Source organism: Bacteroides sp. An279 (assembly GCF_002159615.1).
Taxonomy (GTDB): Bacteria; Bacteroidota; Bacteroidia; order Bacteroidales; family Bacteroidaceae; genus Phocaeicola; species Phocaeicola intestinalis.
This window is the reverse complement of record NZ_NFJA01000029.1, coordinates 1-13,409: the sequence shown is the minus strand read 5'-3', so window position 1 is coordinate 13,409 and position 13,409 is coordinate 1. Positions and strand designations below refer to the sequence as shown.

At 45.8% G+C, this 13,409-nt stretch carries 10 protein-coding genes and 1 pseudogene; 6 read left to right on the top strand and 5 right to left on the bottom strand.

What is annotated here, in order from left to right:
* Nucleotides 1-179: 179 nt before the first annotated feature.
* On the bottom strand, nucleotides 180-2,471 hold the full coding sequence (locus B5F78_RS07070; RefSeq protein ID WP_022039772.1) for an inorganic phosphate transporter: 2,292 nt from the start codon (nucleotides 2,469-2,471) through the stop codon (nucleotides 180-182).
* A gap of 177 nt (nucleotides 2,472-2,648) precedes the next feature.
* Between B5F78_RS07070 and B5F78_RS07065 the strand changes: the two are divergent.
* The 6 genes and pseudogenes from B5F78_RS07065 to rodA all read left to right on the top strand — a co-directional run.
* Nucleotides 2,649-3,236: pseudogene (locus tag B5F78_RS07065) on the top strand (IMP cyclohydrolase); the annotation flags it as partial.
* Between the two features lie 76 nt (nucleotides 3,237-3,312).
* A complete protein-coding gene (locus B5F78_RS07060) occupies nucleotides 3,313-4,335 on the top strand; it encodes a rod shape-determining protein (protein ID WP_022039774.1) in 1,023 nt (340 codons plus the stop codon).
* A 7-nt stretch (nucleotides 4,336-4,342) separates the two neighbouring features.
* Nucleotides 4,343-5,182 carry a rod shape-determining protein MreC gene (gene mreC / locus B5F78_RS07055; RefSeq protein ID WP_022039775.1) on the top strand — a complete coding sequence of 280 codons (840 nt, stop codon included), beginning with the start codon at nucleotides 4,343-4,345 and terminating at the stop codon, nucleotides 5,180-5,182.
* 17 nt (nucleotides 5,183-5,199) lie between these two features.
* Entirely contained in the window at nucleotides 5,200-5,700 is a 501-nt protein-coding gene (gene mreD / locus B5F78_RS07050; protein ID WP_022039776.1) for a rod shape-determining protein MreD, read from the top strand.
* Nucleotides 5,700-7,550: a penicillin-binding protein 2 gene (gene mrdA, locus B5F78_RS07045; RefSeq protein ID WP_087406363.1), complete on the top strand. Its 1,851-nt coding sequence runs from the start codon at nucleotides 5,700-5,702 to the stop codon at nucleotides 7,548-7,550. Before mreD ends, mrdA begins: the two co-directional genes overlap by 1 nt.
* Complete coding sequence (rodA, locus tag B5F78_RS07040; protein WP_022039778.1) at nucleotides 7,531-8,985, top strand: rod shape-determining protein RodA; 1,455 nt, start codon at nucleotides 7,531-7,533, stop codon at nucleotides 8,983-8,985. The genes mrdA and rodA overlap by 20 nt, the downstream gene beginning before the upstream one ends.
* On the opposite strand, the gene B5F78_RS07035 is transcribed toward rodA, so the two are convergent.
* From B5F78_RS07035 to metF, 4 genes are all read right to left on the bottom strand, one after another.
* The gene (locus B5F78_RS07035) at nucleotides 8,917-9,429 is read right to left on the bottom strand and encodes a gliding motility lipoprotein GldH (RefSeq protein WP_022039779.1); all 513 of its coding nucleotides are present in this window, start codon (nucleotides 9,427-9,429) and stop codon (nucleotides 8,917-8,919) included. The genes rodA and B5F78_RS07035 overlap by 69 nt on opposite strands.
* An 84-nt stretch (nucleotides 9,430-9,513) precedes the next feature.
* The gene (locus B5F78_RS07030) at nucleotides 9,514-10,989 is read right to left on the bottom strand and encodes a PSP1 domain-containing protein (RefSeq protein ID WP_087249693.1); all 1,476 of its coding nucleotides are present in this window, start codon (nucleotides 10,987-10,989) and stop codon (nucleotides 9,514-9,516) included.
* A 123-nt stretch (nucleotides 10,990-11,112) separates the two neighbouring features.
* The gene (locus B5F78_RS07025) at nucleotides 11,113-12,240 is read right to left on the bottom strand and encodes a DNA polymerase III subunit (RefSeq protein WP_087396546.1); all 1,128 of its coding nucleotides are present in this window, start codon (nucleotides 12,238-12,240) and stop codon (nucleotides 11,113-11,115) included.
* A gap of 1 nt (nucleotide 12,241) precedes the next feature.
* Nucleotides 12,242-13,195 carry a methylenetetrahydrofolate reductase [NAD(P)H] gene (gene metF / locus B5F78_RS07020; protein ID WP_022039782.1) on the bottom strand — a complete coding sequence of 318 codons (954 nt, stop codon included), beginning with the start codon at nucleotides 13,193-13,195 and terminating at the stop codon, nucleotides 12,242-12,244.
* Nucleotides 13,196-13,409 lie beyond the last annotated feature (214 nt).

Genomic DNA, 13,409 nt, shown 5'->3' with positions numbered 1-13,409 from the left:
ACTATCAAAAAAAGTAATGTCATCCTAGACAAAGTGCAGGATCTCGTATGCATAGTTTTCTGTTTCCGGGATCCTGCGCTCATGCTAGGATGACAAAATGAAGGTTGATTTCAATTTCAATTTCAATACACCCTCAGGTTATTCCTTTATTGGAAAATTTAAACAGGCTCTAAATATTCCTATTCGCTCAGGCTCAATGTGAGTGCTTCCTGCTGGGGTACATAGTCGTTCTGGAAGAAACGGCTTGCACGGAGCAAGTGGCGCCAGATGCTTACTAACTCTTGTGTTTCCTGTAAGATATTCAGGTACACCATGGCAGCTTTCAGGTTTGTGTTGTCTGTCTCCTGCAGGCGGTTCATCTGTGCCTTACGCAGAGCTGAAATCTTGTTTTTCAAGGCATCACCTTTCACCAGAATTTCATCGGTGTCGGCGTAGTTGTTATTCTCGATATCGGCCCGGGTACTTTCCATCAGTTTGCAGAGTTCTTCCCGGATGGGCAGGAAGTCGGCTATGCTTTCTTTCGAGATGGGGTTGAAGTTGTTGTCAACGTGTTCCTTGCAAGGCTCGCAGATACGCTTCAGGCAGTAAAGCATCTGTTCGCAGCTGTTGCTTCCAAGGTGAAACCATGTGTTTTTTTCGATGGCAATGGCGATGGGGATGCGGCGCAGGCCGAGGATTTCCTTGCGGCGGCGTTTTTTCAGCATCTTGCGTTTTTCTTCTGCCGAGTTCATTCCCTTCTTCAAGCTCTTCAGGTCTTCGTTGATGAAACCGTCGGTTACCTGTACGTAGGTTTTCTCTGTATAGTCGATGTATTCCGACAACGTTTCTCTGACGTGCTGGCGCAGGAGGGTAAAGGTTTCGTTTTTATCTTTGGTAGACATCATGCGCTTGAAGATGTCATCTTGTTTTTCTGCTTTTTGCTTTTCGCTGAACTTGATGTTGCTTCTTACCAGCAGGAATACAGCCACGCAGATGAAAATGAACATGCCCACAAAGCTGGTGTAATACATCAAGACGGTGACGATGGCACAGATAGTAAATGCCACAAACGCGGTGATGAACCATCCGCCGATGACGGAGAACATTCCGGTGATGCGATAGACTGCACTTTCGCGTCCCCAGGCGCGGTCGGCTAATGATGAGCCCATGGCTACAATGAAAGTGACGTAAGTGGTAGAAAGGGGTAATTTCATCGTAGTACCGATGATGATGAGCAATCCCGAGAGAACAAGGTTGACCGAAGCACGCACCATATCAAATGCTGCGCCGTTTGCCAGAATTACTTCATCTTTGTTGAAACGGCTGTCAATCCACTTGCGTACGTTGGCAGGGATGACACGTACAAGGAACTCATTGGTCGCGGTAGCACGGCGTACGATGGTTCTCGCTATGGCCGATGAGCCGAACATTTCGTCGCCTTCTTCCTGACGCGAGAGGTCGACCGAAGTCTTGATAACGTTTTGTGCTTTCTTCGAAGTGGCAAGTGCGTAAACCATTACCAATCCCGATAGAAAAAGGAAGATCATTGGTGTTTTGGCGGATGACATCAGCGAGTTCATCATGAAATCGTGTATGCCCGCTCCGTTGGCATTTGCCACATAGTCCATATAGGAAGAATAGCCTGCGAGTGGCACACCGATGAAGTTCACCAGGTCATTGCCTGCAAAGGCGAGTGCCAGTGAGAAAGTACCTAACAAGACAATGATGCGGAACACATTCACCTTGCACCAGTGCAGGATTTGCATCAGCAGGGTGAAGAAGACGAAACATCCTAAAATCAGCATGGAATTATGGTTGTTGATCCACTCAAGCGTTTCGGGAGAAATATAAGGTGAACTTTTCAGTCCTTGAATAAGGATGAAGTAGGCAAGTGCCGTAGTAGAGAGGCCACCGAAAATGCCGATGGTCCACGAGAGGTTTTTCTTGTAGTTGAAGCTGAAAATGAGTCGGGAGATGTATTGCACCACCGTACCGGCTATGAAGGCGATGGCAACGGAGAGGAAGATTGCCATGATGACCGAGAATGCTTTTTCGGTGTTCATCATGTCTCCTAATGAATACATGCCTGTTTCATCGCCTATGATTTTCAGTATTGCCAGAATGAACGTACCTCCCAGCAGTTCGAACACCATGGAAACTGTGGTGGAAGTGGGAAGCCCTAACGTGTTGAACACATCGAGCAATACCACGTCGGTAACCATTACCGCCAGCAAGATGCACATGATTTCGTAAAAACTGAAATTGGAAGGTTGGAAGATACCGTGTCGGGCGATATCCATCATGCCATTGCTCATAATGGCCCCTAAGAAGACTCCTGCGGCTGCTACGATAATGATAGTGCGAAACTTGGCGACTTTTGCGCCTACAGCCGAATTCATAAAGTTCACGGCGTCATTGCTGACACCCACCAGCAAGTCAAATACCGCCAGCATGAAAAGGAATATTACAATTCCTAGATAAACAGTTTCCATATTGTTGTTAGCTTGTTTTTCGGGTACAAAATTAGGTAAAATTCGCTTAATACATATTACAAAACTGTTACAAAATAAAAGAAAGATAATTTCATGCCCGGTTATTATGTTTATAAACAGATATTTCGTACCTTTGTACCCAAATAAAGAAATATTCACTTTTTAAAAAGTAGTAGTATGTCAGAAGTAAAGAAGATAAAAAGAGCTTTGGTGTCCGTTTACCATAAAGACGGACTGGACGAGATAATCCGCCTGTTGGCGAATGACGGTGTGGAATTCCTTTCTACGGGCGGTACGCGCCATTTTATCGAAGGATTGGGATATAAGTGTGAAGCTGTGGAAGATGTGACGGGATATCCTTCCATTTTAGGCGGCCGTGTGAAGACTTTGCATCCGAAAGTATTCGGAGGTATCTTATGCCGTCGTAGCCTGGAAGACGACCAGAAGCAGGTACAGCAATATGAAATACCGGAAATCGACCTTGTGATTGTTGATTTGTATCCATTCGAGGATACCGTGGCATCGGGTGCCGGTGAACAAGATATTATTGAGAAAATCGATATAGGCGGCATCTCGTTGATTCGTGCTGCAGCAAAAAATTTCAATGATGTGGTTATCGTGGCGAGCAAGGCACAGTACGCTACCTTACTGGATATTTTGAAGCAGAGAGGTGCGAAGACCACGCGTGAGGAACGCCGTCAGTTGGCTTGTGAAGCGTTTGGGGTGTCTTCTTCGTATGATACTGCTATCCATAATTGGTTTGAGGGTAAATAATCGGAAGCGGTTCCGGCTTGGAGTGTCCGACATTTCAATCTTGAATTTTTAATTTTGAATTTTAACCATGGGACTGTTCTCTTTTACACAGGAAATAGCGATGGATTTGGGTACGGCGAACACCATCATCCTGAGCAATGATAAAATAGTAGTAGACGAGCCGTCGGTAGTGGCGCTGGACCGCCGTACGGACAAGATGATAGCTGTGGGCGAGCGTGCGAAGCTGATGTACGAGAAAGAAAACCCGAATATCCGCACTGTGCGTCCGCTACGCGATGGAGTGATAGCCGACTTTAATGCATGTGAGCAAATGATGCGCGGGCTGATAAAGAAGGTGAATCCGGGACGCCGTCTGTTTACCCCCTCGTTGCGGATGGTGATTGGAGTTCCTTCAGGTTCTACCGAGGTGGAACTGCGTGCTGTGCGTGATAGTGCCGAACATGCAGGAGGGCGCGATGTTTATTTGATTTTTGAACCGATGGCGGCTGCTATCGGCATCGGGCTGGACGTGGAGGCACCCGAAGGCAATATGATTGTGGATATAGGTGGTGGCTCAACCGAAATTGCCGTTATTTCATTGGGAGGTATCGTATCGAATAATTCCATTCGTATTGCAGGCGATGACCTGACAGCAGACATTCAGGAGTATATGAGCCGTCAGCATAACGTGAAAGTGAGCGAGCGTATGGCTGAACGTATCAAGATACACGTGGGAGCGGCATTGACCGACTTGGGTGACGATGCTCCGGAGGATTACGTTGTACGGGGTCCTAATCGCATTACGGCTTTGCCGATGGAGGTACCGGTCTGCTATCAGGAAATAGCCCATTGTCTGGAAAAGAGCATTGCCAAGATAGAAACCGCCGTGCTGAATGCACTGGAGAACACTCCGCCGGAATTGTATGCCGATATCGTGAGCAACGGCATTTATTTGGCGGGTGGAGGAGCTTTGTTGCGTGGGCTTGACAAGCGTCTGACCGACAAGATAAACATTCCGTTCCACATTGCCGAGGATCCTTTACTGAGTGTGGCAAAGGGTACGGGCATCGCATTGAAGAATGTAGATCGCTTTTCGTTCCTGATGCGATGACGGGGGTATGCGGAACCTGCTGAATTTTTTGCTGAAATATGATTACTGGCTGCTTTTCATTGTATTGGAAGTAGTCAGTTTCACTTTGTTGTTCCGTTTTAACAATTACCAGGGAAGCGTGTATTTCACATCTGCTAACGGGATTGTGACATGGGTAGACAAGGCGGTGAGCAGCATCACGTCTTATTTTGGTCTGCGGGAAACGAATCAGGATCTGACTCGCCGCAACGTGGAACTGGAATTGGAGGTGGAACGTTTGAGCCGTGAGCTGGATGCCTATATGAAAGACAGTATGGCGGTGGTGCGGATGCGGCAAAGTGCTCCGGATGCTTATTGGGTAACCTCGGCACGTGTAGTGAACAACAGTTTGACGCGTAGTGACAATTATGTTACGATTGATAAAGGTACGGCGGACAGTGTGTATGCTGAGATGGGAGTGCTGAGCGGGAATAGTGTAGTGGGGGTGGTGTACCGTGCTTCGGCGCATTACGCGCTGGTGCTTCCGGTGTTGAATTCGAAAAGTAACATCAGTTGCAAGATACGTCGTACCGATTATTTTGGCGTGCTGAAATGGGAAGGTGGTTCATCGCAATATGCATGGCTGCAGGATATTCCCCGTCATGCCGAGTTTTCATTGGGCGATACAGTGGTGACCAGTGGGCATAGTGCCATTTTTCCGGAAGGTGTGCCGGTGGGGATGGTGGATGACCGCAAGGATAGCCATGACGGGCTTTCGTATTTGTTGAAAGTGCGTTTGTTCACCGATTTTGCACGGTTGACGGATGTTAGTGTGATTTGTTACGACGGACGTGCCGAACAGGTATCATTAGAGGATAGTATTAAATAAGGTATAAAGGATAATTTATGGTTCAGGCGTTGCATCGTGTTGTGTGGTTCGTGGTTTTGGTATTGGTTCAGACCCAGATTCTGAACCATGTACATATCATGGGTTATGCTACGCCGATGGTATTCATATATTATATCTTGGTGCTTAACTCGGAAATCTCGCGTAAGACCATTTTATTGCAAGCTTTCGTATTGGGATTGTGTGTGGATATATTCAGTAACACGCCGGGGGTGAATGCAGCATCTGCTACTTTACTGGCATTTGCCCGGCGTTTTTTGTTACAGATGCAGATGCTTCGCGAAACTACCGATGACTATGAACCTGGAATACGTAGTATGGGGGTGGGAGCCTTCTTGCGCTATGTGTCGAGTGCAACGCTATTGTTTATCATTGCCGTGCGCCTGACGGATGTGTTTAATTTTCAGCATGCAACAGGGCTGGCATTGCGCATCGTGACGGATACCGTAATGACAGTCATTTGCATCATGTGTGTAGATGCGATGAGGAGGAAAAGGTAGTGGACCGGATTTATCGTTTGGCAAGAAGGAGGTATGTGATAGGCGGTGTGGTGCTGGTTGTGGTCATACTTTTTATCTTGCGTCTGTTCGTCTTGCAAATCTTGAGTGACGATTATAAGAAGAATGCCGAAAGCAATGCTCTGCTCAGAAGGGTGCAGTATCCAAGTCGGGGAGTGATGTACGACCGTACAGGAAAATTGTTGGTATACAATCAGCCTGCTTATGACATTACGGTCATTATGAAAGAAATCACTCAGCTTGATACAATGGACTTGTGCCGTACGCTGAAGGTTACGCCCGAATTTGTGCGCCGCCGTTTCCAGGACTTGAAGAACCGTCGCCTTAATCCGGGTTATTCGCCCTATACGCATCAGGTGTTTCTTACGCAACTTTCGGCAGAGGATTGTGGTGTGTTTCAGGAAAAGATGTTTATGTTCCCTGGTTTTTACATCCAACGCCGTACCATCCGCCAATATACGTATCCAGCAGGAGCACATATCTTGGGAGACATTTCTGAAGTGTCTAAAAGCGATATTGAAAAGGATGAGTATTATGCTCCGGGTGACTTTATCGGAAGTCTGGGTGTCGAGCGTTCGTACGAAAAACAGTTGCGGGGAGAAAAGGGGGTAGAAATCTTGTTGCGTGATGCTCACGGACGTATACAAGGCAACTACATGGACCGGAAATTCGATAAGTCTCCGGTTCCTGGTAAAAATCTGACATTGAGCCTTGATATCGAACTCCAGATGTTGGGTGAACGGTTGTTGGAAGGAAAAATCGGGAGCATCGTGGCGATAGAGCCTTCTACGGGTGAAGTGTTATGTTTGGTATCGTCTCCTACTTATGATCCTAGTTTGATGATTGGGCGTAACCGTGGAAAAAATCACCTGAAAATGGCCCGTGACCCTTGGAAACCCTTGTTGAACCGTGCTATTATGGGAACGTATCCGCCTGGTTCTACTTTCAAGACTACTCAAGCTCTGACTTTTTTGCAGGAAGGTATCATTGTTCCGGGTACGATGTATCCGTGTGTGAAAGGATTTTCGTTCCGTGGGCTTCATGTAGGTTGCCATGCCCATCCTTCGCCTTTATCCTTGGTGCCGGCGATAGCTACTTCGTGCAACGGTTATTTTTGCTGGGGCTTGTATCACATGATTGGGGCACGGCAGAAGTACGGCACTGTACAGAAGGCGATGAACACGTGGCGCGACTATATGGTTTCGATGGGATTCGGATATACACTGGGTATAGATTTACCGGGCGAGAAACGCGGTATGATTCCCAATGCTCAGTTTTACGACAAGGCATACCGTGGTTCGTGGAATGGTCTGACCGTTATCAGTATTGCCATCGGCCAGGGGGAAGTTACGGCTACTCCGTTGCAAATAGCAAATCTGGGGGCTACGATAGCCAACCGTGGATATTTTGTTACGCCTCATGTGGTGAAAAGCATTGAAGGGGAGCAGCTTGATTCTTTGTATCGCGAACGCCGGTACACGAAGGTGTCAGAAATGCATTACGAAGAAGTAGTGCAAGGAATGCGTTCGGCGGTGTTGGGAGGTACATGCCGGATGGCAAATCTGCCGGATATCGAAGTATGTGGAAAGACAGGTACGGCACAGAACCATGGAAAAGACCATTCAGCCTTTATGGGGTTTGCTCCGATGGACAATCCGAAGATAGCGATAGCTGTTTATGTAGAAAACGGTGGATGGGGTGCAACTTATGGTGTACCCATTGGCCGTTTGATGATAGAACAATACCTTACGGGAAAACTGACGGAAGCTGATGAGGCTTTGGCTTCCGACATTCAACACAGAAGGATAGATTATGGCATACAGGAAAGATAGTTGGTGGAAATCGGTGGACTGGTGGACCGTGTCGCTTTATTTGATTCTGGTGACGTGTGGATGGTTCAGCGTATGTGGGGCAAGCTATGATTATGGTGAGCCCAATTTTTTCGATTTGACTACGCGGGCAGGTAAACAATTGATGTGGATAGGGTGTTCACTGGTCTTAGGCTTTGTATTGCTGATGTTGGAAGATCGACTTTATGATACGTATGCTTATCTGATATATGGGATTCTGTTGCTTTTACTGTTTGGCACCATTTTTAATCCACACGAGATAAAGGGGTCACGTTCATGGATTGTGCTGGGACCGGTCAGTCTTCAGCCGGCTGAGTTTGCCAAATTTGCCACAGCACTTGCTCTTGCCAAGTTTATGGGCGAATATACTTTTTCTATCGACCGGTGGAAGGACATGGTAGTGGCACTAGCCATTATCTTGGTACCGATGATATTGATTGTATGCCAGAAAGAAACGGGGTCTGCACTTGTTTATTTGTCTTTTTTCCTTGTGTTGTATCGCGAAGGCATGACTGGGTCTATATTATTTGCCGGCGTTTGTGCTGTAATTTATTTCATTGTGGGGATACGTTTCAGTGGCGACTTGATGGGGGATGAATTGACTTCATGGGGGGAGTTTTCCGTGATGGCTTTGATTATAGCATTCTCCGCTTTGCTTGTAAGTTCGTATTGTCGTGAAAGTCGTAAGCCGGTAATTTTTATATTGTCATTCGGCTTGGGACTCATGTTGCTCAGTCTGTTGTTTTCGCTTTATGTAATTCCGTTTAATGTGGCATACGTCCAGCGTATTGTATGTGTGTGTTTGTGTTTATACCTGCTTTATTTGGGCTTGCATGAGCGGATTCGGAATTATTTTTATATTTTTTTATTCACCATCGGTTCGGTAGGCTTTTTCTTTTCCACAGAATATGTATTCAACAATGTGCTTGAAGCGCATCAACAGATTCGTATAAAAGTGTTGTTAGGAATGGAAGATGATCCTACAGGGGCTGGTTATAATGTGAATCAAAGCAAGATTGCCATTGGTTCGGGAGGATTTTTAGGAAAAGGATTCCTGAACGGTACGCAGACAAAATTGAAATATGTACCCGAACAAGATACCGATTTCATCTTCTGTACGGTAGGTGAAGAACAGGGTTTTGTCGGTTCGGTTACAGTCATTCTTTTGTTTGCTGTCTTTATTTGGCGTTTGATTCATCTGGCTGAGCGGCAAAGTACCCGGTTCGGCAGAGTGTATGGTTATAGTGTCTTGAGCATCTTTTTCTTCCATCTCTTTGTTAATGTAGGAATGGTATTAGGGCTGACTCCCGTTATTGGCATACCGTTGCCTTTTTTCAGTTATGGAGGTTCATCGCTTTGGGGATTTACTATCCTGTTGTTTGTCTTTTTGCGTATTGATGCGGCTCGTGAACGATAGGCGGATACCTGCATCGGTAATTCCTTGCAGGCAGGAGTCTTTCATTACCTGGACCAGTTGAAGCAAGGTGTCGGCAGAAGTTAGCGTAATATTTCCTACGCTTAAAGCATACTGATATAGGCTACCCGCATTTCCTTTTCCTTTCCAGTCGCCTTTTGATGAGGCAAGTTCAACATGGAATGTATCTGGCGGAAAGGAATCAAGCGGGTGGATTAAAGCAATCCAAAGATCCCGGTAGGGGTACATTTCGGTATGTCGCAATCCGATTTCCAATTCGTACCGGTTCCCGGTAAGTGTGTCGGGGATGGTGAACGAAAGGGTGTCTTTTCGTTTCCAACCTTGTATAGGAATCGCTTGGTAGCGGTGGAATACTGTAGGATTGTTTTCGCATCCTGTAAGTAAAACGGTTATGATAGACAGGGAAAACAATTTAAGTAGTTTCATGTTTTGAGTTCGGTTTAGACACAGAGACACGGGGTAATGCCTGCGTCTCTGTGTGGAAAATCACGGATGATTTGTATCGTTTGTTTACATTTGCGGCTGCTGGGGGGCGTTTCCTCCTTCATCAGCGTTTCCTTTGTTCTTAGGGCGACGGTTGTTGTTCCGGTTTGGTTTTCCTCCATTATTGTTGGCAGAAGCAGGGTGATTCGTGTTTTCTGCTTTTGCTCCTTCTTTGGTTTGGGCGGTTACAGCGGGCAGTTTTTTAGTATTTTGTTTGACAGGTCCTGCCGGCAATTGTTTGTTTACACCTGCTTCTCCTTGCTGTTCATTATTTTTATTTTTTGGGCGTTCAACTTTATTTTTTTGTTTTTTGCTATGTGGCGCAGAGTTTTTTGTTTCTGTTGCATTGCCTCCATTCGGTTTAGTGTTATTTTGCATTTCCTGTGCGTTGGCGTTGCGTTGTTTCTCCGGATTCTTTTTCTTCTTTTTGTTTTTGCCACTCTTGTTTTTATCAAATCTGGTAACACTTTCTTGTTCCAGCAAATCTTTTGATTTCGGGTCTTCGGCATCATTGTCTGCCGCAAGTTTGACCGGTTTTTCCCCTTGCTTGTTCATGTTAATGATTTCGAATGCGCGTTTGGGTGAAATGGTCACTTCGTTGGCAAGGAAATTCTTATCGGTAGAGTAAGTGATGGCTCCTCTTAATATATCTGCTTTGAAATAATAATAGGTGGAATCAGCGGTTTCCAGGGTAATTTCTTTGCTGGGCAGCCTTTTCTGACATTCCACGTAAGCATCCACTTCGTAATTGAGACAACATTTCAATTTGGCGCACTGACCGGCAAGCTTTTGTGGGTTGAGTGAAATATCTTGATAGCGTGCGGCACTGGTGGAGACAGAGACAAAGTTGGTCATCCACGTAGCGCAGCATAATTCGCGTCCGCAAGGTCCGATACCACCGATACGTCCAGCTTCCTGACGGGCTCCGATTTGTTTCATTTCGATACGCACGCGGAACACTTCAGCCAGTACTTTGATAAGTTGGCGGAAATCTACACGTTCATCGGCGATGTAATAAAATATAGCCTTGTTTCCATCTCCTTGGTATTCTACGTCACCGATTTTCATTTGTAGTCCTAATTGCAAGGCTATTTGCCTTGAGCGAATCATAGTGTCATGTTCGCGGCTTTTGGCTTCACGGTATTTTTCCAGGTCCACAGGTTTGGCTTTGCGGTAGATACGGCGTATTTCAGCATCAGGTTTAATGTTTGCCTTGCGCATCTGTAACGGTACCAGACGTCCTGTCAAGGTCACTACACCAATGTCGTGTCCAGGACTGGCTTCTACGGCTACGGTGTCCCCTTTTTCCAGTTTCAGGCGGTTACTGTTTTTGTAATATCCTTTTCGTGTATTCTTGAATTGGATTTCCACCATGTCTTCCAGTTCGGCATTGCCTGGAATATCGGCAAGCCAGTCGTACGTATTCAGTTTGTTATCTTGTTTTCCGCAGCCCTTGCAGCACAAGGAGCCGCTTCCGTTTTTTAATATAAATTTATTCTCCATATAAGTATTCTGTTCTTGAGTTCTTGAGTTTTTAAGTTCTTGAGTTTTTAAGTTCTTGAGTTCTTGAGTTCTTGAGTTTTTAACTAATCAACTGATTAACTTAAGAACTTACAAACTAACCGTTTATTTTTTCACTAACCATACAATTATTTTCAGCACGAAATCAAAGAACACGAATTTCGGATTCGCGTTTTGTTCGATATGCCGGGCTGCTTCTTGCAATTCACCAAAAATGCCCATAACGTTTCGTTCATTGATATACGGGGCAAAACGAGTGGCAAACTGTTTTTCTTCACGCGCCATGTAGTTCATTTCCGGATGATGGAAGTTGTAGATAAAATTTTCGCGTAGCATCCGTTCGCTATAGTCTAAAAAGCTTTTTTGCCGTTCACGTCCCAGTGCAGCTACTTGTTCGCTCCATGCTTTCAGTTCTTTTAATCGCCGGGCGTATGCAAGGCGCATCAATGAAGTGAACAGGTCGAAAAACAAACGTCGTTCTTCACTTAGCCGGATGTTTCCTATCGCTGCAATGATACTTCCTTCCGATAAGTGGGCTATTTCGTAGCTGTCTTCAGGGGTGAGCATATAGCGTGAAGCCAGCATCGAGGCAATTTCTTCTTCGGGCAAGGGGGGGAGTCGAAAACGCTGCATACGACTGACTAGCGTAGGCATAAGGGCATCGGGCATTTCACTTACCATCAGGAATACCGTGTGAGCCGGCGGCTCTTCCAATAGTTTGAGTAGCTTGTTGCCGCATTCGGCATTCATCTTTTCAGGCAGCCAGATAATCATTATTTTGTATTTGCTGCGAGAGGGTTTGAGTGCAAGACTTCGTTGGATTTCGTCACTTTCGCTCACAAATATTTGTGCTTGTTGGTTTTCGGTTCCCATTCGTTCCAGCCACATTTGCAGGTTAAAGTAAGGAGTGTCAAGCAATTGTTGACGCCATGCATCCAGATAATCTGCTGATACAGTGTCACGTCCGCTTTTTTTCTTTACTACCGGAAAAGCAAAATGCACGTCAGGGTGTGCCAGTTTGTTCATCATCAGACATGAAGGACAGTGTCCGCATGCGTCGTCTGACCCCGGATTATCACAGGTCAGGTATCGGGCAAAAGCTATGGCAAGGGGGAGTTTTCCACTTCCCGGCGGACCGTAAAGCAACATGGCATGAGGCACACGTGTTTCATGCACCAATGTCAGAAGGTGTTGTTTGGCTTCGGTTTGTCCTATGATGTCTTTCAGATACATGTCAGTATATGGCTTTGGCTACACGGCTCACACTTTGTGCGGCGCCTACGGTATAAAAATGGATACTTGGAACTCCATGTCTCATTAATTCCCGGCATTGATTGATGCACCATTCCACACCCAGTTCGGCAGCTTCTGCATCGGTATGGCATTTCATAGCTTCTGCTACCAGTGTCTGTGGCAGGTCTACTTTAAAGGTTTTCGGAATGACAGACAGTTGCGAAAGTTTTCCGAAAGGCTTGATGCCTGGAATGATGGGGACGTTTATCCCTTCGGCACGGAGGCGGTCGACAAATGCAAAGTATTTTGCATTGTCATAGAATAGTTGCGTTACAGCATATTGTGCACCTGATTCTATTTTTTGTTTCAGCCAGTAGATGTCCTGTTCCATATTGGGGGCTTCTTCATGCTTTTCGGGATAACATGCTACTCCGTAACCGAACGGATGTACCGGTTCCTTAATGGGTGAACCATCGATGAAAATTCCACGGTTGAAGTCATTTATCTGATTTTCCAGTTCGATGGCATGGCTATATCCGCCAGGTTCGGGGGTAAATACAGATTGGTGTTTTGCCTTGTCACCTCGTAGCACCAGCAGGTCAGTGATACCTAAGAATTGCAGGTCAAGCAGCATGTATTCGATATCTTCGCGTGTGAACCCACTGCATAATACGTGAGGAACTACCGGGATGCCATATTTGTTCTGGATAGCGGCTGCAACGGCTACGGTTCCCGGACGGCGCCGCACACGTTTTCGCTCGAACAATCCATTACCCAGTTCGGTGTAGACGTATTCGCTTCGGTGAGTAGTTATGTTGATGTATTTCGGGTCGAACTCGCGGAGAAGATCGATGGTTTCATATACTTTTTCAATGCCTGTCCCTTTAAGCGGAGGCAGAATCTCGAACGAAAATGCGGTCTTTTCCGAGGATTTTATCAAATTGATTACTTTCATTCTTTTGTCTGTTATAATGCTATATAATGACAAAAATAAGAAAAATCTTGCATTCGCGCCATAGATTTCATTAAATTTTATACTTTTTCGAGGCTGTTCTTGCATGGCAGAGTCAACCAGCGAGTGCAACATTACGAAATATTTTTGAAAAAGACCTCAGCCGGAGTCAAGAAATTGAGTTTTTCTCTCGGTCTGGCATTAATTTTCTTCCTGA